Annotated in this window: 19 protein-coding genes; 16 read left to right on the top strand and 3 right to left on the bottom strand. The window is 65.8% G+C overall.

What is annotated here, in order from left to right; genetic code table 11:
- The first annotated feature begins 12 nt into the window (after positions 1 to 12).
- The 12 genes from ASE11_RS10730 to ASE11_RS10675 all read left to right on the top strand — a co-directional run bounded on the left by ASE11_RS10730 (position 13) and on the right by ASE11_RS10675 (position 14,045).
- Positions 13 to 1,164 carry an ABC transporter substrate-binding protein gene (locus tag ASE11_RS10730; RefSeq protein WP_056270394.1) on the top strand — a complete coding sequence of 384 codons (1,152 nt, stop codon included), beginning with the start codon at positions 13 to 15 and terminating at the stop codon, positions 1,162 to 1,164.
- A gap of 152 nt (positions 1,165 to 1,316) precedes the next feature.
- The gene (locus ASE11_RS10725; protein WP_056270391.1) at positions 1,317 to 2,534 is read left to right on the top strand and encodes a M20 aminoacylase family protein; all 1,218 of its coding nucleotides are present in this window, start codon (positions 1,317 to 1,319) and stop codon (positions 2,532 to 2,534) included.
- Positions 2,531 to 3,646, top strand: coding sequence for a M14 family metallopeptidase (locus ASE11_RS10720; protein ID WP_056270388.1), 1,116 nt, complete (start codon positions 2,531 to 2,533; stop codon positions 3,644 to 3,646). Before ASE11_RS10725 ends, ASE11_RS10720 begins: the two co-directional genes overlap by 4 nt.
- 333 nt (positions 3,647 to 3,979) lie before the next feature.
- Positions 3,980 to 4,879, top strand: coding sequence for an acetylglutamate kinase (argB, locus tag ASE11_RS10715; RefSeq protein ID WP_056270385.1), 900 nt, complete (start codon positions 3,980 to 3,982; stop codon positions 4,877 to 4,879).
- 181 nt (positions 4,880 to 5,060) lie between these two features.
- Positions 5,061 to 5,753, top strand: coding sequence for a nucleoid occlusion factor SlmA (gene slmA / locus ASE11_RS10710; protein ID WP_082585662.1), 693 nt, complete (start codon positions 5,061 to 5,063; stop codon positions 5,751 to 5,753).
- Between the two features lie 186 nt (positions 5,754 to 5,939).
- A complete protein-coding gene (locus ASE11_RS10705; RefSeq protein WP_056270379.1) occupies positions 5,940 to 6,644 on the top strand; it encodes a TetR/AcrR family transcriptional regulator in 705 nt (234 codons plus the stop codon).
- Positions 6,645 to 6,687: 43 nt separating this feature from the next.
- A complete protein-coding gene (locus tag ASE11_RS10700; RefSeq protein ID WP_056270377.1) occupies positions 6,688 to 8,484 on the top strand; it encodes an acyl-CoA dehydrogenase C-terminal domain-containing protein in 1,797 nt (598 codons plus the stop codon).
- A gap of 34 nt (positions 8,485 to 8,518) precedes the next feature.
- Positions 8,519 to 8,959: a DUF2147 domain-containing protein gene (locus ASE11_RS10695; protein ID WP_200959336.1), complete on the top strand. Its 441-nt coding sequence runs from the start codon at positions 8,519 to 8,521 to the stop codon at positions 8,957 to 8,959.
- Between the two features lie 31 nt (positions 8,960 to 8,990).
- Positions 8,991 to 11,390, top strand: coding sequence for a 3-hydroxyacyl-CoA dehydrogenase/enoyl-CoA hydratase family protein (locus ASE11_RS10690; RefSeq protein WP_056270374.1), 2,400 nt, complete (start codon positions 8,991 to 8,993; stop codon positions 11,388 to 11,390).
- A 74-nt stretch (positions 11,391 to 11,464) separates the two neighbouring features.
- Entirely contained in the window at positions 11,465 to 11,848 is a 384-nt protein-coding gene (locus ASE11_RS10685) for an endonuclease domain-containing protein (RefSeq protein WP_200959335.1), read from the top strand.
- Between the two features lie 8 nt (positions 11,849 to 11,856).
- Complete coding sequence (locus ASE11_RS10680) at positions 11,857 to 13,065, top strand: acetyl-CoA C-acyltransferase (protein ID WP_056270369.1); 1,209 nt, start codon at positions 11,857 to 11,859, stop codon at positions 13,063 to 13,065.
- A gap of 170 nt (positions 13,066 to 13,235) precedes the next feature.
- The gene (locus ASE11_RS10675; protein ID WP_056270367.1) at positions 13,236 to 14,045 is read left to right on the top strand and encodes an acyl-CoA thioesterase; all 810 of its coding nucleotides are present in this window, start codon (positions 13,236 to 13,238) and stop codon (positions 14,043 to 14,045) included.
- Positions 14,046 to 14,051: 6 nt separating this feature from the next.
- On the opposite strand, the gene ASE11_RS10670 is transcribed toward ASE11_RS10675, so the two are convergent.
- Positions 14,052 to 16,307, bottom strand: coding sequence for a patatin-like phospholipase family protein (locus ASE11_RS10670; RefSeq protein WP_056270364.1), 2,256 nt, complete (start codon positions 16,305 to 16,307; stop codon positions 14,052 to 14,054).
- 185 nt (positions 16,308 to 16,492) lie between these two features.
- Between ASE11_RS10670 and ASE11_RS10665 the strand changes: the two genes are divergently transcribed.
- On the top strand, positions 16,493 to 17,257 hold the full coding sequence (locus ASE11_RS10665; RefSeq protein WP_056270362.1) for an enoyl-CoA hydratase: 765 nt from the start codon (positions 16,493 to 16,495) through the stop codon (positions 17,255 to 17,257).
- Positions 17,258 to 17,335: 78 nt separating this feature from the next.
- On the opposite strand, the gene ASE11_RS10660 is transcribed toward ASE11_RS10665, so the two are convergent.
- Complete coding sequence (locus ASE11_RS10660) at positions 17,336 to 18,094, bottom strand: PEP-CTERM sorting domain-containing protein (protein WP_056270358.1); 759 nt, start codon at positions 18,092 to 18,094, stop codon at positions 17,336 to 17,338.
- A gap of 200 nt (positions 18,095 to 18,294) precedes the next feature.
- Between ASE11_RS10660 and ASE11_RS10655 the strand changes: the two genes are divergently transcribed.
- Complete coding sequence (locus ASE11_RS10655) at positions 18,295 to 19,500, top strand: tetratricopeptide repeat protein (RefSeq protein WP_056270355.1); 1,206 nt, start codon at positions 18,295 to 18,297, stop codon at positions 19,498 to 19,500.
- Between the two features lie 6 nt (positions 19,501 to 19,506).
- Here the strand turns inward: ASE11_RS10655 and ASE11_RS10650 are convergent, their stop codons facing one another.
- Positions 19,507 to 20,541 carry an endonuclease/exonuclease/phosphatase family protein gene (locus ASE11_RS10650; RefSeq protein ID WP_056270349.1) on the bottom strand — a complete coding sequence of 345 codons (1,035 nt, stop codon included), beginning with the start codon at positions 20,539 to 20,541 and terminating at the stop codon, positions 19,507 to 19,509.
- A 192-nt stretch (positions 20,542 to 20,733) separates the two neighbouring features.
- Between ASE11_RS10650 and ASE11_RS10645 the strand changes: the two genes are divergently transcribed.
- Both ASE11_RS10645 and ASE11_RS10640 read left to right on the top strand, forming a co-directional pair.
- Positions 20,734 to 21,087, top strand: coding sequence for a YciI family protein (locus tag ASE11_RS10645; RefSeq protein ID WP_056270346.1), 354 nt, complete (start codon positions 20,734 to 20,736; stop codon positions 21,085 to 21,087).
- A gap of 78 nt (positions 21,088 to 21,165) precedes the next feature.
- Positions 21,166 to 21,597, top strand: a complete 432-nt coding sequence (locus ASE11_RS10640; RefSeq protein ID WP_056270344.1) for a YciI family protein — start codon at positions 21,166 to 21,168, stop codon at positions 21,595 to 21,597.
- Positions 21,598 to 21,602: the final 5 nt, after the last annotated feature.

The following is a 21,602-nucleotide window of genomic DNA, read 5'->3' as shown; positions in this document are numbered from 1 at the left end:
AGGAGTATCCGCATGCAGCGTCGTGAAGCCCTATCCCAAGTGTGCAAGCTGGTTGGCTCGGGGGCCCTGGCTTCCTGGGGCGCATCCGCCAGCGCGCAGAGCGCCGCCTTGACCGACGCCCGCATCGTCCTGGGGCAGTCCGCACCCTTCACCGGCGCGGCCGTGCAGCTGGGCTTGCAGTTCCATCTGGGCGCGCAGGCCTACTTCGACACGGTCAACGCCAAAGGCGGGGTCAACGGCCGCACGATCGAGATCAAGCGGCTGGACGACGGCTACGAGCCCGAGCGCTGCGCCGCCAACACCCGCCAGCTCATTGCTGACGACGTGTTCGCCCTGTTTGGCTACATCGGCACGCCCACGAGCCTGGCCGCCCTGCCGCTGGCCACCACCGCCAAGGTGCCGTTCTTCGCGCCGTTCACCGGCGCGCAGGCGTTGCGCGAACCGTTCAACCGCTACGCCATCCATGTGCGCGCCTCCTACTTTGACGAGACGGCCGCCATCGTTCGCCAGATCACCTCCACCGGCATCAAGAAAATCGCGGTCTTCTACCAGAACGACGCCTACGGCAAGACCGGTCTGGACGGCGTCACGCGGGCCATGACGGCCATGACCATGGAGCCGGTGGCCCTGGGCACGGTGGAGCGCAACACGATCGAAGTGGGGCAGGCGGTGAAGGACATCATGGCCCAGAAGCCCGAGGCCATCGTGCAGATCGGAGCGTACAAGGCGGTGGCCACGTTTGTGCGGCAGGCGCGCCGTGCCGGGTTCAGCGGCAACTTCTACAACGTCTCGTTCGTGGGGACCCAGGCCCTCATCGACGAGCTGGGCGCCGAGGCGCGCGGGGTGTCTGTGAGCCAGGTGATGCCGTTCCCCTACACGCCGGCCACACCGCTCTCGGGTGAGTACCTGGCGACCATCAAGGAGAAGCGGGGCGTCGAGCCCAACTACTCGGGCATGGAAGGTTTCGTCGCCGCCAAGGTGTTCACCGAAGGTGTGCGTCGCGCGGGGAGAGCCCTCACGCGTGAGGGTTTCATCAACGCCGTGCAGGGCATGCAGAACGTGAATCTGGGCGGGTTTCCGGTGGACTTCGGACCGACAAAACACACCGGCTCCCGGTTTGTTGAACTCACGCTGCTGACCGAAGACGGTCGCATTCGCCGGTAGGCCGGCGTGCCTTGCGGCCAATGGTGGTCACGGCCGCTCAAGTGGCCCACCTGACGATGGGGGTGTCTCCTGCGCAGCCTCGGCGCTTGCAGGTCTTCGATACCATGACCTTTTTGTTTTCGACGCCCTTGTCACGGCGCGCAAAGGTCCTCATGAAACTCATCGACTCCATCCTCACGCAGGCCGCCAGCATTGCGGCTGTGCGCCGCGACCTCCACGCCCACCCCGAACTCTGTTTCAAGGAGGTGCGCACCGCCGATGTGGTGGCGGACAAGCTCACCGAATGGGGTATTCCCGTGCACCGTGGCATGGGCACCACCGGCGTGGTGGGCATCGTTCATGGGCGCGACGGCGGCAAGAGCGGTCGGGCCATTGGCCTGCGCGCCGACATGGACGCCCTGCCCATGCAGGAGCACAACACGTTTGCCCACGCCAGTCAGCACGCAGGCAAGATGCACGCCTGCGGCCACGACGGCCACACCGCCATGCTGCTCGGCGCGGCGCAGCACTTTGCCAAGCACCGCAATTTCGACGGCACGGTCTACCTGATCTTCCAGCCGGCCGAAGAAGGCGGTGGCGGCGCGCGCGAGATGATCAAGGACGGCTTGTTCGAGCAATTCCCGGTGGAGTCGGTGTTCGGCATGCACAACTGGCCCGGCATGGCGGTGGGCACGTTCGCCGCGAGCGCCGGCCCGGTGATGGCGTCGAGCAACGAATTTCACATCACGATCCGCGGCAAGGGTTCGCACGCTGCGCTCCCCCACAACGGCATCGACCCGGTGCCCGTGGCTTGCCAGATGGTGATGGCCTTCCAGACCATCATCTCGCGCAACAAGAAGCCGGTGGACGCCGGCGTGATCTCGGTCACCATGATCCACACCGGCGAGGCCACCAACGTGGTGCCCGACAGCTGCGAGATCCAGGGCACGGTGCGCACCTTCACCTACGAGGTGCTCGACATGATCGAGCGCCGCATGCAGGAGATTGCCGAACACACCAGCGCGGCCTTCGGCGCCACGGTCGAATTCCAGTTCAAACGCAACTACCCGCCCACCATCAACCATGCCGCCGAGACCGCGTTCGCGCGCGAGGTGATGGCCGAGATCGTGGGCGCTGATCGCGTGGTCGAGCAGGAACCCACCATGGGCGCCGAAGATTTCGCCTACATGCTGCAGGCGCGCCCGGGCTGCTACGCCTTCATTGCCAACGGCGACGGCGCGCACCGCGAGATGGGCCACGGCGGTGGCCCCTGCATGCTGCACAACCCGAGCTACGACTTCAACGACGACCTGATTCCGCTGGGTGCCACCTACTGGGTGCAGCTGGCCGAAAAGTGGTTGGGCCGCCCGCGTCCGGGGGTGGCTGCTTGATCGCACCCGCCGACGCGTTCTCCCCGTCATACGCCCGCGCACGCGTGCGGTTTCTGGAGGCGGCTGCCAGCGCGGGCATGGCCATCTCCAGCCACAACCATCCCCTGCCGGGCCGCGATGGTGAGGTGCTGGCAATGGACGTGGCGCTCGATGGCCCGGCCAACGCCGAGCGGCTGCTGATCGTCAGCAGCGCCTGCCACGGGGTCGAGGGCTACTGCGGCTCGGGCGTGCAGGTGTTCGCCGCACACGACGCCGAGTGGCGCCAGCACGCTCGCGACGCGGGGGTGGCGGTGCTCTACATCCACGCCCTCAACCCGCACGGTTTTTCGTGGGTGCGCCGTGTCACGCAAGAGAACGTCGACCTGAACCGCAACTTCCAGGACTTCAGCCAACCGCTGCCCGCCAACCCGGCATACGCCGAACTGCACGAGCTGCTGCTGCCCGCGCAGTGGCCCCCCGGGCCGGACAACGCCGCGGTCATCGGAGCCTACATCCAGGCCCACGGCCTGACCCGCTTTCAGGCCGCCGTGTCGCAGGGGCAGCATGCGTTTGCCGATGGCCTGTTTTATGGCGGTGTTGATGCCACCTGGAGCAACCGCACCTTGCGCGACGTGCTTCGCCGCCACGCCAGACATGCCCGCCACCTTGCGTGGATCGACCTGCACACCGGTTTGGGCGAGAGTGGGCTGGGCGAGCGCATCTGCGCCTGCCGCGACGATGCGGTGGCGCTGGAGCGTGCCCGGGCATGGTGGGGTGGTGGTGGCCAGACACCGGTGACTTCCATTTACGACGGCTCGTCGACGTCGGCCCTCTTGACGGGCTTGATGTGGATCGCCGCTTATGAGGAATGTCCGCAGGCGCAGTACACCGGCATCGCGATGGAGTACGGCACGGTGCCGATCGAAGAGGTGATCGACGCGCTGCGGGGGGACCATTGGCTGCACCTGCATCCCGAAGCGCCCGAGGCCTTGCGTGCTGCGATCAAGGCTCGCGTGCTGGCGGCGTTTTATGTGGATACGGATGAGTGGAAGGCGCGGGTTGTTGTGCAGGCTCGGCAGGCTTTGTTTCAGGCTGTCTCTGGGCTTGCTTCTTCTACTTCGTCTTTGTCGTGATGTTGTTGCTTTCGTGGCGAGCCGGGTCTCGGCCCGGCCACACGGCCACAAGCGGGATCGGGCTTCCCCTCCAGGAGCGCCCGGACAAGGGGCGCACATGTCCGAAGGCTGCGAAGCAGACAAGTTTGTGCGCACCCCGGGTGATCCGAGCAACGCAGCTTGCCCGAAGCAAAGCGTAGGGACAGCGAATTCGGCTCGCCTTTTCTTTGCTTACTTTCTTTTGGCGAAGCAAAAGAAAGTGAGTCGGCCGCCGGGCCGAGACCCGGCCTGCAACGAAAGAGAAAGCACAACATACGAAGCCTACAATTTCAAAACCACACAAAGCCCAAAGCCATGACCACCCCCCCAGACGTCACCTCCATCTCCCCCCGCGACAAAGCCGAGATCCTCGCCCAGGCACTGCCCTACATCCGCAAGTACCACGGCAAGACCATGGTCATCAAGTACGGTGGCAATGCCATGACCGACCCGGCCCTGCAACAGGACTTTGCCGAGGACGTGGTGCTGCTCAAGCTGGTCGGGATCAACCCGGTGGTGGTGCACGGCGGTGGCCCGCAGATCGAGACGCTGCTCAAGCGGCTGGGCAAGCAGGGTCAGTTCATCCAGGGCATGCGCGTGACCGACCCGGAGACAATGGAGGTGGTGGAGTGGGTGCTGGCCGGTGAGGTGCAGCAGGACATCGTGGGCCTGATCAACCAGGCCGGTGGCAAGGCCGTGGGTCTGACCGGGCGCGATGGCGCCATGATCCGCGCGCAGAAGCTGCGCATGACCGACCAGAAAGACCCGAACCTGGAGCATGACGTCGGCCAGGTGGGTGACATCGTCAGCATCGATCCCAGCGTGGTGAAAGCCTTGCAGGACGACCAGTTCATTCCCGTGGTCAGCCCGATCGGCTTTGGCGAGAACAACGAGAGCTACAACATCAACGCCGACGTGGTGGCCGCCAAACTCGCCACCGTGCTGCAGGCCGAGAAGCTGCTCATGCTCACCAACATCCGTGGTGTGCTCGACAAGGACGGCCAGTTGCTCACCGAGCTCACGCCCCGGCGCATCGACGAACTGGTCGAAGACGGGACCATCTCCGGCGGCATGATCCCCAAGATCGCCGGCGCGCTGGACGCGGCCAAGAGCGGCGTGAACGCGGTGCACATCATCGATGGCCGTGTGCCACACGCGCTCTTGCTGGAGGTGTTGGGCAACGAGCCTTTCGGCACCATGATCAAAAGCCACTGACCCGTGGGTCAGGCGCGCTGGCACGGCGCGGAATGCGATCACCCACTGACATCGGGTACCCCGCCCCCGTTGGGTTCGTGGCGCTGCGGCAATGTGCGAAAATTCGTAACAGGAAGACGAACCAGGGCCGGCACCGCGGCCACCAGCACCCATCAGCACCCACCGATCGGACCGCCTGCCCATGACCCCCAATGCCCCCGAGTCTCCGTCCCCGGAAGACGCTGCAGCGCTTGAAGCGGCCAGCGTGATCGAAGCCGCCGCGCATGCCGAGGGCACCGGTCGCAAGCGGCCCAAACCTGGCGAGCGCCGGGTGCAGATCCTGGAGGCGCTGGCCACCATGCTGGAGCAGCCCGGTGCCGAGCGCATCACCACCGCTGGCCTGGCGGCACGGCTCGAAGTGAGCGAAGCCGCTCTCTACCGCCATTTCGCCAGCAAAGCCCAGATGTTCGAGGGTCTGATCGAATTCATCGAGCAGTCGGTCTTCGGCCTGGTCAACCAGCTCGGCGAGCGTGAACCCGACGGCAACGCGCGCAGCCGCAAGCTTGTCACGCTGCTGCTGCAGTTCGGCGAGAAGAACCCCGGCATGACCCGCGTGATGGTGGGCGATGCGCTGGTTTACGAAAACGAGCGTCTGCAACAACGCATGAACCTGTTCTTCGACAAGATTGAATCGGTGCTGCGGCAGAACCTGCGTGAATCGGCCTTGGTGGCCGGCGCAGTCACGCCCACGGTGGACGCGCAGGCCGATGCGTCGGTCATCACCGCCTTTTGCGTGGGCCGCCTGCAGCGTTTCGCGCGCAGCGGCTTCAAACGCTCGCCCAGCGAAAACCTCGAGCACAGCCTCGCGCTGCTGCTGCCGGTCACCAGGCTCTAGGCGCATGCACGGTCCACCATGGCTGGGTGCCGTGGTGTGTCTTTTAGGGCGTCGCACCTAAACAAATTCCCTCAAAGCGCAGCCTGTTTGCGCGTGAAGTGCCTTTTGCGGTAAAAATAGAACGACCGTTCGATTATTCGAGCGGTCGTCTTTTTTGCCCCTTCCTCTTCATCAGGACCGACCCGCATGAGCGTGAACCCCATCACCCGCAGCCCGCGATCCGACGCATCGGCCCACAAGCCCTTGCAGAAGGGTCAGCAGACCAAAGCCGCCATCGTGGATGCCGCGCTCGGTCTGGCCACGCAGATCGGTCTGGAAGGCCTGTCGATCGGCGCGCTGGCCGAGGTGATGCAGATGAGCAAGTCGGGCGTCTTCGCCCACTTCGGCTCGCGCGAGGAGCTGCAGATCTCGGTGGTGCGCGAGTACCACGCGCGTTTCGAGGAAGAGGTGTTCTATCCTGCGATCAACGCGCCGCGCGGCCTGCCACGTCTGCGCATGCTGTTTGAGAACTGGATGAAGCGCACCTCGGTGGAGATCGATTCGGGCTGCATCTACATCAGCGGCGCGGTCGAGTTCGACGACCGGCCCGGTCCGGTGCGCGACGCGCTGGCGAGTTCGGTCAACACCTGGCTCTCGGCCATGCGCCGCGCGGTCGAAATCGCCATTGAAGAAGGCCATCTCGCACCCGACACCGACGCGGCGCAGATGGCGTTCGAGATCCACGCGCTGATTCTTGCGCTGCACTACGAGGCCCGCTTCCTGCGCAGCCCTGATTCGGCCAGCCGCGCGGTGCGCGCGTTCGAGAACATCGTGACCCGCTTCGGTAGAGCCCCCGCACCGGCCGCGCGCAAGACCACCAAAACCCCAGCCGCTGCACGCACGCGGGGCTGATTTCCTTTTCGTTTTTTCGCAAACCCAGCACAGGAGTTTCCCCATGCCCGTTTACAACCCGCCCCTGCGAGACATGCAGTTTGTGATGCACGAAGTGCTCAAGGTCACCGACGACCTCAAGGCGATTCCGGCCCACGCTGAGATCGACGCCGACACCATCAACGCGGTGCTGGAAGAGGGCGGCAAGTTCGCCTCCCAGGTGATCTTTCCGCTGAACATCAGCGGCGACACCGAGGGCTGCAAGCTCGATCAGAAAACACACGAAGTCACCACGCCCAAGGGTTTCAAGGAAGCCTACAAAACCTATGTGGACGGTGGCTGGGCTGCGCTCTCTTGCGACCCCGCGTTCGGCGGCCAGGGTCTGCCGCTGGTGGTGAACCAGTGCATGTACGAAATGATGAACTCGGCCAACCAAGCCTGGACCATGTACCCCGGTCTGACGCACGGCGCCTACGCTTCGCTGCACACCTTCGGCACCGACGAGCAGAAGAAGACCTACCTGCACAAGATGACCAACGGCGAGTGGACCGGCACCATGTGCCTGACCGAGCCGCATTGCGGCACCGACCTGGGGCTCATGCGCACCAAGGCCGAGCCGCAGGCCGACGGCACCTACAAGCTCACCGGCAACAAGATCTTCATCAGCGCCGGTGAACACGACATGGCCGAGAACATCATCCACCTGGTGCTGGCCCGCCTGCCCGATGCGCCTCCCGGCATCAAGGGCGTGAGCCTGTTCATCGTGCCCAAGTTCAACGTGAACAAGGACGGCACGCTGGGCGAGCGCAACGGCATCCACTGCGGTGGTCTGGAACACAAGATGGGCATCCACGGCAACGCCACGGCGCAGATCGTGATCGACGGCGCCATCGGCACCATGGTGGGTCAGCCCAACAAGGGCATGCAGGGCATGTTCGTGATGATGAACGCCGCGCGCCTGGGCGTGGGCAACCAAAGCCTGGGCTTGACCGAGGTGGCCTACCAGAACGCACTGGCCTATGCGAAGGACCGCATCCAGATGCGCAGCCTGACCGGCCCGAAGGCCAAGGACAAGCCGGCCGACCCGATCATCGTGCACCCCGACGTGCGCCGCATGCTGCTCACCGCCAAGGCATACGCCGAAGGCGGCCGCGCGCTGGCTATCTTCTGCTCGGTGCTGCTGGAGAAGGTGCACAACCACCCCGACGAGAAAGTGCGCAAGGACAGCGACGACATGCTGTCGCTGCTCACGCCCATCACCAAGGCCTTCCTGACCGACAACGGCTACAACGCCGCCACGCAGTGCCAGCAGGTGTTCGGTGGCCACGGCTACATCAAGGAATGGGGCATGGAGCAGTTCGTGCGCGACGCCCGAATCAACATGATTTACGAAGGCACCAACACCATCCAGAGCCTGGACCTGCTGGGCCGCAAGGTGCTGGGCAACAACGGCGCCACGCTCAAGAAGTTCGGCAAACTGGTGGGCGCGCTGGTGATGGAAGAGGGCGTCAACGAGAGGATGGCCGAGTTCATCAACCCGCTGGCCGTGCTGGGTGAGCAGATCACCAAGTTCACCACCGAGATCGGCTTCAAGGGCCTGCAGAACGCCGACGAAGTGGGTGCCGCCGCAGTGGACTATTTGCGCGTGGCCGGCCACCTGGTGTTCGGCTACTTCTGGGCCCGCATGGCGCAGGTGGCGCTGCGCGAGATCGCCGCCGGCAACACCGACCCCTTCTACGTGGCCAAGCTGCAGACCGCGCGTTTCTACTTCGCCAAGCTGTTCCCCGAGACCGCGACGCTGATGCGCACCGCGCGCTCGGGCAGCAAGGTGCTGATGGACACCGACGCCGCCCTGGCGTAAACACGCGTTTCCCAACAACCACCAGGAGACTTCCATGATCAAGACCGTTGTGAGCACCCTGGCCCTGTCGCTGGCTTCGTTGTCTGCGTTCGCTCAGATGTCGCCCGTGGGCCTGTGGAAGACCATCGACGACGACACGAAGAAAGAGAAGTCCCTGGTGCGCATCAAGGAAAGCAACGGGGTGTACAGCGGCACGATCGAGAAGCTGCTGGACCCCGACAGCAAGCCCGACGCGGTGTGCGACAAGTGCACCGACGATCGCAAGGACAAGCCCGTGCTGGGCATGACCATCCTGCGCGGCCTCAAGGCCAGCGATGGTGCTGCCACGGTGTTCGAGGGCGGCACCATCGTCGACCCGAACAACGGCAAGGTCTACCGCACGCGCCTCAAGCCGGTGGACGACGGCAAGAAGCTGGAGATGCGCGGCTACATCGGCCCGTTCTACCGAACCCAGGTCTGGTTGCGAGTCGAGTGACCGCGAGCCTTTCCCCATTCATGGAAAACCAATGAACCGATTTCAAGTGAAGAAAGTCGCCGTGCTCGGCGCAGGCGTGATGGGCGCGCAGATCGCCGCGCACCTGGTCAACGTCAAGGTGCCGGTGGTGCTGTTCGACCTGCCGGCCAAGGAAGGCCCGAAGAACGGCATCGTCACCCGCGCGATCGAGAACCTCAAGAAGCTCAAACCTTCGCCGCTGGGCGTGGCGGCCGACGCCGACCTGATAGTCCAGGCCAACTACGAAGAGCACATGGAGCAGTTGAAGGACTGCGACCTGATCATCGAGGCCATCGCCGAGCGCATGGACTGGAAGCTCGACCTGTACCAGAAGATCGCGCCCTTCATCGCACCGCACGCCATCGTCGCGTCCAACACCTCGGGCCTGTCGATCACCAAGCTCGGCGAGGTGCTGCCCGAGGCGATCAAACCGCGCTTCTGCGGCATCCACTTCTTCAACCCGCCGCGCTACATGACACTGGTGGAGCTGATCGCCACGCCCACCACCGAAGCACAGATCCTCAACGACCTGGAGACCTTCGTCACCAGCGGCCTGGGCAAGGGCGTGGTGCGCGCCAAGGACACGCCCAACTTCATCGCCAACCGCATCGGCATCGCCGGCATGCTGGCCACGATGAAAGAGGTGGAGAACTTCGGCCTGACCTTTGATGTGGTCGACGACCTCACGGGCAAGCGCCTGGGCCGGGCGAGCAGCGGCACCTTCCGCACCGCCGACGTGGTGGGCCTGGACACCATGGCCCACGTGGTCAAGACGCTGCAGGACAACCTGAGCCTGGAGACCGACCCGTTCTACGGCAGCTTCGGCACGCCGCCCGTGCTGAAGAAGCTCATCGAACTCGGCAATCTGGGCCAGAAGGCCAAGGCTGGCTTCTTCAAGAAGGTCGGGCGCGACATCCTGCGCTTCGATCTGGACAGCGAGGACTACGTGCCCGCTGGCGAGAAGGCCGACGAGGTCTACGGCCGCATGCTCAAGCGCCCGGCCGCGGAGCGCCTCAAGCTGCTGCGCAACGCCGAAGGTCCGCAGGGCCAGTTCCTCTGGGCCATCCTGCGCAACAGCTTTCACTACGCCGCCGTGCACTTGGGCCAAATCGCCGAAACTGCGCGCGACGTGGACCAGGCCATGCGTTGGGGCTTCGGCATGAAGCAGGGCCCGTTCGAGCTCTGGCAGGAAGCCGGCTGGCTCGAGGTGGCGAAGATGATCCAGGAAGACATCGACGCCGGCAAGGCGCTCTCCAAAGCGCCGCTGCCCGAGTGGGTGTTCAAGGGCCTGGTGGCCGAGGCCGGCGGTGTGCACACCGCGCAGGGTTCGTGGAACCCGGGCAAGGGCGAGTTCCAGGGCCGACTGCAGCTGCCGGTGTACCAGCGCCAGCACTTCCCTGAACTGCTGCTCGGTGAAGCCGGGCCGAAGTTCGAGACCGCCGGCAACACGATCGAAGAGAACGATGCGATCCGCATCTGGACGCTGGACGAGCAGGTGCTGATCGCCAGCATCAAGACCAAGATGCACGCCATCAGCCCCGAGGTCTGCGAAGGCTTGATGGCCGCCGTGGACCTGGCCGAGAAGGAATACCAGGGCTTGGTGGTCTGGTCGGGCGACGAGCCCTTCAGCGCCGGTGCCGACTTGCAGGCCATGCTGCCGGCCTTCATGGCCGTGGGCGTGAGCGCCATCGAAGACGCCGAAGGCTTCATGCAGCAGACCATGCTGCGCCTGCGCTACGCCAACGTGCCGGTGGTCTCCGCCGTGCGCGGGCTGGCGCTTGGCGGTGGTTGTGAACTCGCCGTGTACAGCGCGCGCCGCGTGGTGCACATGGAAAGCTACATCGGTCTGGTGGAGGTGGGCGTGGGCCTGGTGCCCGGTGCCGGCGGCCTCACCTACATTGCCCGACGCGCCGCCGAAAACGCCGAGGCATCCACCGGCAAAGATCTGCTGCCTTTCCTCACCGAAGGCTTCACCGCCGCCGCCATGGCCAAGGTCGGCACCAGCGCGCTCGAATCTCGCCAGCTCGGCTACGTGCTGCACTCCGACGTGATCGTGCCGCACAAGGACGAGCTGCTGTTTGTGGCCATCAACGAAGCCAAGGCTTTGTTCAACGGTGGCTACCGCGCGCCACACAAGCGCCTGTTCCCGGTGGCAGGGCGCGACGGCAAGGCCACCATCCTGGGCAGCCTGGTCAACATGCGCGACGGCGGCTTCATCAGCCAGCACGACTTCCACATCGCTTCGCTGATCGCGAACGTGGTGACCGGTGGCGACGTGGAGCCCGGAACGCTGGTGAACGAGGACTACCTGATGACGCTGGAGCGTCAGGCCTTTTGCTCGCTGATCGTGCACCCCAAGACACAGGAGCGGATTCTGGGGATGTTGAACACGGGCAAGCCGGTGCGGAATTGACGTGATGAAACGCGCCGAGGCCGAAGTGACTTACCCCCTCTCCCGCGTGCGGGAGAGGGTGGGAGAGGGTTGGGGTGAGGGCCGACGCAAAGGAAAAAGCGCGCGAGTTGCGCGGTCAGATGGCAGAAGCGGAGAGCCTGCTCTGGCTGCAGTTGAAGGGTCGCCGCTTTCAAGGCTTCAAGTTCCGCAGACAGCGTCCGCTCGGCCCCTACATCCTCGACTTCGTTTGTCTTGAAGCTGGTCTGGTCATCGAGATCGATGGTGGCCAGCACAGCGGACAACAGGCGTACGACCAAGCGCGTACTGCGTTGATTGAAGCGCAAGGCCTCACGGTGATCCGCTTCTGGAACCACGAAGTCATGAACGAAACCCCTGCCGTGCTGGAGAAGATCTGGCTGACGTTGCAGGCCCTCACCCCAACCCTCTCCCGCACGCGGGAGAGGGGGCAAGACACTTAGGAACCTCCATGAGCAAACAGATTCAAGACGCCTACATCGTCGCCGCCACCCGCACCCCCATCGGCCGTTCGCACAAAGGCTCGTTCAAACACCTGCGCCCGGACGACATGCTCGCCCTCGCGCTGCGCTCGGCACTGTCGCAGGTGCCCACGCTCGACCCCAAGGCCATTGAAGACGTCATCTGCGGCTGCGCGATCCCCGAGGCGCAACAGGGCCTGAACGTGGCGCGCATCGGGGCCATCCTGGCCGGCCTGCCGCACAGCGTGGGGGGCATCACGGTCAACCGCTTCTGCGCCTCGGGCCTCTCGGCCCTGCAGATGGCGGCCGACCGCATCCGCGTGGGCGAGGCCGACGTGATGATCGCCGCCGGCACCGAGAGCATGAGCATGGTGCCCATGATGGGCAACTCGCCCAGCCTCTCGCCCACCATCTTCACCAACACCGACGACGTGGAGAGTTACGGCATCGCCTATGGCATGGGCCTCACGGCCGAGAAGGTGGCGCAGCAGTGGAAGGTCTCGCGCGACGCGCAGGACGCGTTTGCCGTGCAGTCCCACCAGCGCGCCGTGCTGGCCATGAAGAACGGCGAGTTCACCGACGAGATCACGCCGGTGGAAGTGACCGAACGCAGCGTGAACCTGGAAACCGCCGAGGTCAGCACCACCACCCGCACGGTGAGCCTGGACGAAGGCGCGCGGCCCGACACGTCCATCGAAGGACTGGCCAAGCTGCGCACCGTGTTCGCCGCGCGCGGCTCGGTCACGGCCGGCAACAGTTCGCAGACCAGCGACGGTGCGGGCGCGCTCATCCTCGTGAGCGAAGCCGCCCTGAAGCGCTACAACCTCACGCCGCTGGCGCGCTTCGTCAGCTACGCCTCGCGCGGTGTGCCGCCGCACATCATGGGTGTGGGGCCGATCGAAGCCATTCCGGCCGCGCTGAAATACGCCGGCCTGAAGCAGGACGACATCGACTGGTTCGAACTCAACGAAGCCTTTGCAGCGCAGTCGCTCGCGGTCATGAACACGCTGGGCCTGGACCCAAGCAAGGTCAATCCCATGGGCGGCGCGATCGCACTGGGCCATCCGCTCGGGGCCACCGGCGCCATCCGCGCGGCCACCGTAGTGCACGCGCTCAAGCGCCACAACAAGCGCTACGGCATGGTCACCATGTGCGTGGGCATGGGCCAAGGGGCTGCTGGAATCATTGAAAGGGTCTGACGACCCACCCCCCGCGCCGCGCTGTCAGCGCGTCACCCCCCTGAAAGGGGGGCGATGCCTTGGGCCGGCGGAGCCGGACCCTTGGCATCCCTGGTGAACGTTGGCTCGCTCCGGACCGGTCTGTCGCGGGGTGGACGCCGGAATTCTCAGCTCTCTTGCAAACTCCCCGCATGACCACTCAGCACGCATTCGACTCAGCCATCGCCCTGCAGCCGCTCGGTGAGGGGCGCTTCGCAGGCGCGACTTCGCCCGCCTACGCCAACATGGTCGGGCCGTTTGGTGGCGTCACGGCGGCCACCGCGCTCAGCGCCGTGCTGCAGCACCCAGCCCTGCTGGGCGAGCCGGTGGCGCTCACGGTGAACTACGCCGCTGCGCTGGCCGATGGTCCGTTTGAAGTGATCGCACGGGCAGCCCGCACCAACCGATCCACCCAGCATTGGGTGGTGGAGATCGTGCAGGCAGGCGAGACCGTGCTCACCGCCACCGCCGTGACGGCCGCGCGCCGCGAAACCTGGAGCGTGGACGAGCTGGCCGCGCCCGACATGCCCGCACCCGACGCGGTCGGCAAACCCAACATGGCCGCGATGGTGGAGTGGGTCAAACGCTACGACATCCGCATCACCGAGGGTTCCATCCCCACCGCGTGGGACGGCAGCGGCGACGCCAGCCGCACCACGCTGTGGATGCGCGACGAACCCGCCCGAGCGCTCGACTTCTGCAGCCTCACCGCCATGGCCGATGTGTTCTACCCGCGCGTGTGGCTGCGCCGCGCCACGCGGGTGCCAGCGGGCACCGTGTCGATGACGGTGTACTTCCACGCCGGTTCGGCGCAACTGGCATCCGCCGGAGCGGGCTGGCTGAAAGGTCAGGCCAGTGCCCAGGCGTTGCGCAACGGCTTCTTCGACCAGACCGCGCAGGTCTGGAGCGAGGCCGGCGCGTTGCTGGCCACCACGCACCAGGTGGTTTACTTCAAGGAGTGACCGCCTTCAGGGCCTGCCCAGGAACAGGTAGAGCCCGGTGTAGCCCTTGGGCGCGCTCACGATGCTGAGATACAGCGGCCCGATGCCGGTGTCCGCCCCCACAAACAGGCTACCGGCGCCGCGCAACTGCCGCAACGTGATGTCGCTGCGCTCGGTCCAGGCGTTGCCGGCCTCGAGCGATCCCCCCACGAACAAGGCGCGCGCCACCCCGACCGAATAAGGCAGGCGCTGGTAGTAAGTGAGCCGGCCGAACAGCAGGTAGTTGCCCGCCACCTGTGCCGTGCGGTAGCCCGAGAGGTTCTGGAAACCGCCAAGCGAATACTCGTCGATGGCGGCCAGAGGAATCTGGTTGGTGTAGGCCATGCGGCCGCCGACGTTGAACGTGTGCACGCCCCAGCTCTTCACCGCGGTGAACGAACTCTCCAGCCGGGTGAAGTCGCTGGTCTCGCCGCCGTCCACCTGGCGCCGCCCCCACGACAACTCGGCCTGTCCGCGGTAGCCGCGCGAGGGGAAGTTGGCGAAGTCGAGCTGGTCGGCCATGACGGCGGCACGCAGGCCACGCTCGGTCCAGCGCACCGTCTGCGCGGTGACCGGCAGCGCGGACGAGATCAGTTCGGGCTTGGCCCGATGCGCACTGGCCACCACACCCAGGCGCGCCTCACCGATGGTGCCACGCAGGCCGATGGGCCAGCCCAGGTCGGCGCCGACCTTGATGCCTTGCCGCTGCACCAGCGCGAGCGCGTCACCCTCGTCGCTGAACAGCTCGACCTTGTTGATGCTGGTGTCCACGTAGGCCGCCGCGAAGCGTTCGCTGTTCACGCCCAGCGGCTGGTAGATCTCGGAGTACAGGCCCACCGTCTCGCCGAGCTGCACCCGGTTGCGCCACTCGGCCCCGCTCTCGTTGAGCCAGTGCCGGTTGTGGCTGATGCGCAGGTTGAACGCGCCCTCTCCCTGGAAGTCGGTGCGCAGGTCCAGCCCCACCCGCAGGTAGTTCGGGCCCCAGGCGTTTTCGCGCAGCTTGATCGTCAGGTCCTCCGTGCCGTTGTCCTCGCGCCGGCTCAGCGTGTAGTCGATGCGTTCGTAGTCGCCGCTGACCGAGAGCTTCTGCAGATCGGCCTCGAGTCTGGGCACGTCCAGCCGCTGGCCGGGTTCGGTGTCCAGCGCCCGGGCCAGGCGCGCCGCGCGCTCTTCGCTCACGCCTTCAAAGCGGATGGCACCGATCCGTCCTACCCGGTCGGCGTTGGCCAGCGCCTGTGCGCTGCGCGACTTCACCCAGCCCGCGTAGCGTGGCTCGTCCACCGCGAAGCGCGCAAGCGCCTCGCTCACGGTTCGTGCGTACTCGTTGCCCATCTTCACCAGTTCGACCGCCTTGTCGAAGTCGCTTGACGTGAGCTTGCCCAGCGGAGGCGCGAGCAGCAGGTCTTTCGGCGTGAGCGTGGCGATGCTGGCCTGCACGTTCTGTTCGGTCAGGATGTTGACCATCTGTGTCGTCACACCCAGCACCGTGTCCAGCGTGTCGCGCCCGGCCAGCGGCGTGCCGATGTTCACCGCGATGATCACCTCGGCGCCCATGGCCCTGGCCACGTCCACCGGCAGGTTGTTCACCAGCCCGCCGTCGCCCAGGATGCGGTCGTCGATCGATAGGGGTGAGAACACACCGGGCACCGACATGCTGGCGCGCAGCGCCGCGGCCAGGTCGCCCCGGTCCATCACCACCGCCAGGCCGGTCTCCATGTCGGTGGCCACGGCGCGAAACGGCGTGGGCAACTGGTCGAACGACTCCAGGTGACGGGTCGAGAGCGTGTAGCGGCGCAGCAGCATTTCCAGTGAGCGGCTGGACACGGCGCCCGTGGGCAGCTGGAACTCGCCGTCGCGAAAGCCCAGCAGCAGCACCGGTGAGAGCTCGAAGTCCTCTTCCTTGCGGCGTTGCGAGAGCAGCTGGCGCGGCTCGCGGCTGTTGAAGAGACCACCCCAATCCACCTCGACGATCTCGCGCTCCAGATCGTCCGCCTTCATGCCACTGGCGTAGAGCCCGCCGATGATCGCGCCCATCGAGGTGCCCACGATCATGTCCACCGGCACCCGCGCGGCTTCCAGCGCCTTGAGCACGCCCACATGCGCAAAGCCGCGCGCCCCGCCGCCCGAGAGCACCAGGGCCACGCGAGGGCGTTCACCGGCGTTGCTGCCCTGGGCGGCCGAGGGCAGTGGCACGAGCAGCGTCGCCACCGTGGTGAGGATCAGAAGAATGGAACGGGAGCGCATGAAACACCTGTGTGCAGAAGCGGCGTCCAGGCGCCGGGATGCGGCCAAGTGTAGGCGGGCACCTGCTGAAAGCCGGTGCCGATACACGCTGTCACGCACCCGTCAGACCTCGGGAGCGCGACCCAGAAAAGCACGCCCGTTCGTGGTAATTTGCGGCTTCCCTTTTGCCCACCGAGAGACCCCCCATGAGCGACATCCTCGTCCACACCGAAGCCGGCGTCTGCACCCTCACGTTCAACCGCCCCGACAAGAAGAACTCCATCACCGCCGCCATGTACGGCGCACTGGCCGATGCCTTGCAGGCCGCGCAGGACGACGCGGCCGTGCGCTGCGTGGTGCTCCAGGGCAACGAGACCATCTTCTCGTCCGGCAACGACATCGGCGACTTCCTCAACAACCCGCCGGCCACCACCGATTCACCGGTGTTCCGCTTCCTGCGCGGCATTGCGCAGTTCCCCAAGCCGCTGATCGCCGCCGTGTGCGGCCCGGCCGTGGGTGTGGGCACCACGATGCTGTTCCACTGCGACCTGGTCTACGCGGGCGACAACGCCGCCTTCTCCATGCCCTTCGTGAACCTGGGCCTGTGCCCCGAAGCGGCCAGCAGCCTGCTGGTGCCGCAGATGCTGGGCTACCACCGCGCCGCCGAGGCGTTGCTGCTGGGCGAACCCTTCATGGCCGAGGCCGCGCTCGAAGTGGGACTGGTCAACCGCGTGCTGCCGCCGCTGGAAGTGGCCGGCTATGCGCAGACCGCGGCGCGCAAGATGGCCGCCAAGCCCATCACCGCCTTGATCGAGACCAAGCGCCTGATGAAGAAGGGCCAGCTCAAGCAGGTGATGGAGGTGATGGCCGAAGAAGGCGCGAGCTTCGGCCGCATGCTCGGCGAGCCGGCCGCCAAGGAGGCGTTTGGCGCGTTCATGGAACGCCGCAAGCCTGATTTTTCGAAAGTGTGAAATGCAACAGGGCGGTCAAGCCGCCCTGTTGTATCGGGAACGTCGCGGGCCTGAGGCGACCCGGACTTCACCTGGATCTCAGGCCGCCTTGCGCCGGCGAGCCGCGGCCATGCCGACCAGGGCCAGACCCAGCAAGGCGATGCTGCCGGGTTCCGGCACATCAAACACCTCGGCCGCAGTGCCCTGCACACCGACCGTGAAGCCGTTCCAGTACTCGTTGCTCAGGCTGCGCCAGCTGACCGTGTCGAAGGTGCCGGTGAAGCGCAGCGTGCCGTGTGGCTCGCCGGTACCGAGCAAGCGGTATTCCATGACGCCACCGCCGATGTCGACGATCTGCTTGAATGAGGTGCCGCAACCCCAGTAGCCACAGGCGTTGCCGTCGCTGGGCGAGCCGAAGCTGAGGATGTCGAAGTCCTGGTCGAAGGCATACCCGTTGCCGTTCAGGCTGACATAGGAGAACACCGGATTGGCGATGGCCTGGGAGAAGCTGAGCGACTGCGTGCCCGCGAACTGCAGCGCAATGATGTCCGAACCGGTCGGACGGTTGTCCACCAGCGCGCTGGTGAACGGTGAAGTGGATGCATCGCCGCCGGTGTAGTAGTCGATGCCGCCGCTGGGCTGATAGAACCCCACGCCGTTGCGGTTGACGTAGGTAACCGTCACCGAGCTGGTGCTCGTGGTGATGGTGCCTTGGGCCTGGAAGCCTGCCGATGCATCGAGGTCCCCACCGGTCCAGTCGGTCCAGTAGATGGGAGCGGCCACCGCGAATGCCTGCGTCGATGCGAGACCCAGTGCGAGCACGCTGCGGACCAAGGTGTTTTTCCAGAGAGTTGTCATGTGTGGGTTACCTGTGTTGCAAGGGCGGCGATCGGGCCCGTGTAACGATTGGTAAGCAACTATTGAGCCATTGCGCTCCACGCCCGGGGTGAGGTGTTGGACACGGTCTGGTTCTTCGCCTTCTGTAATTTTTCCCGACAGTACGGCACGGCTTGCCTCTGCACCCTGGGTACGAGGGGGCTCGTGTAAGGTACTGCGCCATGACCGGTCCCACCGAACAAGCCAAGGCCCATTTCTTCGAAGGCAATGCCTTGTTCGAGGCGGGCCGGCTGGAAGACGCCGCAGCCCGCTACCAGGCCGCGCTCGCGCTGGTGCCGGGGCGCCCCTCCATCCTTGCCAACCTGGGCGTGACACAGTGCCGGTTGCGCCAGTGGCCCGAGGCCGTGGCCACGCTCACCCAGGCCACGAAGGCCAACCCCGCGCACCGCGACGCCTGGATCGCGCTCGGGCTCTCGCACGAGGCGCTGTCTCATTGGAGCGAAGCGGCGCAAGCGCTGCAACACGGCATTCGGCTGGGCGCGAACACCGGGCAACTGTGGCTGTCGCTGGCCATGTGCCGCTTGCGCCTGCAGCAGCCGGGGGAGGTGCTGCAGGCGCTCGACCAGGCCATCGCCATCGAGCCCAACCTGGCCGAAGCCTGGAGCCAGCGCGGCAGCCTGATGCGCGACACCGGGCGCCATGCGGAGGCCGCGCGTTGCTACGAGCAGGCGCTGGCCAAAGGGGGCGATGAAACGCTCAACCGTTTCTATTTGTCCTCGGTGCAGGATGGCCCTGTGCCGGCCCATCCGCCCGCCCTGTACGTGGAAGCCTTGTTCGACGAATACGCCGACGACTTCCAGACGCACCTGGTCGAACAACTCAACCACCAGGCGCACAGCACCTTGCTGGCGCCACTGCGCGCCAGCGGGCAGCGCTTCGAGCGCGTGCTCGATCTCGGCTGCGGCACCGGCCTGTGCGGTCGTCTCATCCAGGCTCAGGCCGGGACGGTGGACGGGGTGGACCTGTCCGCGGCCATGGTGGCCCAGGCCCGAGCCAGTGGCGCCTACCGACGCGTGGTGCAGGGCGATCTGCTGGCCTTCCTGCGCGAGAGCACCGAGCCGGTCGACCTCGTGATCGCGGCCGATGTGTTCATCTACGTGGGTGCGCTCGATGCGGTGTTCGAGGCCGTGCGTGAGCGCCTGCAGCCCGGCGGGTGTTTTGCGTTTTCGGTCGAACTCTCCACCGATGGCAGCGAACTCAAGTTGCTGCCCAGCCTGCGCTACGCCCATTCACCGGCCTACATCGATCGTCTGGCCGAACTCGGTGGCTTTCGCGTGCGCCAGACCTGGCAGGCCCCGCTGCGCGAAGACCAGCAGAAACCGGTGATGGGTCTGTATGTGCTGCTGGAGCCGGTGGCCAGCGCCTGATGCCGCTCAGACCACCTTCGCCGGGCTGTACCTGAACGTTGCCCGGATCACGCCGTGGTCGCCGGTGCCCAGGGCCTTGTGGTCGTCGAAGTTCAGGTGGTCGTTGTTGATCACCAGACCATCAAACAGCCACTGGCGCTTCTTGCTGTTGTCGTAGAACTCCTGGCTCACGAGGATGTGGTCGAGCGATTCGCGGATGTCCTGGTGCACGTGGGTGTAGTACACGTCGCGCGTGTCGCGGTACTCCTGCAGGGTCTGCGCGGTGTAGAGCGATGTGTCACCGCCGCCCTTGCTTTCACCCACCAGGTAGTGCGGTTGCTCGGTGAGGATGTTGGCGGTGTTGCTGTGCTGGCCGTCGTTGATGTCGCCGAGCACGATCACCGGCGTATCGTTGCCTTTCATCTGTTCCGAGAGCAGGAAGCGCAGTGCCGTGGCCTCGGCCGTGCGCCGGATGGTGGAGATCGCCGCGCCGATGCCCGTGGCGTGTTTGCCGTAGAGCGCCTTGTCGGCCTTGAACCACTTCTCGTTGAAGACCTGGGTCGGCCCCTTGGACTTGAAGTGGCACACGTACACGTGCACCTCGGGGCCGGGGTTGCGCGGCTGGATGGTGAAGTGCAGCACAGGCCTTGAGAAGCCCTGGATGTTGACGCTGATGCTGGGGGTTTGCGGGTCGTCGCCGGTGGAGCGCAGCACGAAGCCGGGCGGGAACTTCGTGATCCACTCGGGCTGGCCCGTGAGCAAGCCCTTGCGCACCAGGGCGCCGCAGTCGATGCGCTTGCCGTTGGCGTTGGGCGGTGCCAGCAGGTCGTAGCTGTCCGCCACGCCGGCCGACGCCAGCGCGCGCTGCACCGACACCGGGTTCCACATCTCCTGGAGACCGAACACGTCGGCGTCCAGCGACTGGAGCTGGTGCGCGGTCCAGCCGATCTTGCGGTCGTACTCGGCCTGGGTCCAGCCCGTCTTGTCGGTGTACATCGGAAGGCCGGGCTCGTTCAGGTTGTAGAGGTTGAACGACGCGATGCTGAGCTGGCGCAGATTCATGGTGTCTCTCCGGCAATGGCCAAGACCCCCACTGTGCGCCCGCCGCGTGACAAAACCACCCTCAAATGAGGGAAAGGCGCCAGGCGGTTCAAGCGTTGCGCCATGCCACTCCGGGGCGGGCGCAGGTCAAGCGCTCGGGTCACGGTGCGGCTAGGATGCTCAGCTTGCTTCAACCCCGTCCTGGAGACCACCATGTCCTACATGTTGCTGATCATCGAACCCACCACGCAGCGCGCCACCCGCACCGAAGCCGAAGGCCGCGAAGTCTACGGGCGCATGCAGCGTTTTGGCGAAGTCCTGCAGGCGCAAGGCAAGCTCAAGGCGGTGGAGTCGTTGGTCTCGCAGGCGAGCGCGGTGCGCGTGTCCACCGCCGGAGGGCAGGCGAAAGTGATGGACGGCCCGTTTGCCGAGGCCAAGGAGATGGTGGGCGGCTTTTTCCTGCTCGACTGCGCCAGCCTGGATGAAGCGGTGGCCATCGCCCGCGAGTGCCCGGCGGCCGAATGGGCCACGGTGGAAGTGCGGGCGGTGGGCCCCTGTTACCAGTGACCTTGTCGAAAAGGCCGTGGCTGGTTCGTCGTAACGGTTGGAGTCCATGACACCAACCCAACCCACCAGGAGAAGCCCATGCGATTCATGATCATCGTCAAGTCCTGCGACGAGTTCGAAGCCGAGACCAGCCCCGCGCCCGATGAAGCGCTCATGGCCGAGATGGTGCGCTACCACGAGGAGCTGGCCCAGGCCGGCGTGCTGCTCGACGGCTCGGGCCTGCACCCCAGCCGCAAGGGCTGGCGCGTGCACTACAGCGCCGACGGCGGCAAGCGTGTCGTTGACGGCCCGTTTGCCGAGGCCAAGGAACTCATTGCCGGCTACACGCTCATCCAGGTGCGCTCGCGCGAGGAAGCCCTGGAATGGAGCCGCCGTTTCCCCAACCCGGCCGGCCGGGGCAAGGACGCCGTGATCGAGCTGCGCCAGCTCTACGAGATGGACGACTTCCCACCCAGCCAGCCGCTGGAGGATTTCAAGAAGCTCGACGCCATGCAAGGCAACAAACGCTGAGGAGA

The sequence above is a fragment of the Hydrogenophaga sp. Root209 genome (assembly GCF_001428625.1).
GTDB lineage: Bacteria > Pseudomonadota > Gammaproteobacteria > Burkholderiales > Burkholderiaceae_C > Hydrogenophaga.
Note: the sequence above shows the minus strand (reverse complement) of the source record. Positions and strands in the feature narration are given on the sequence as shown.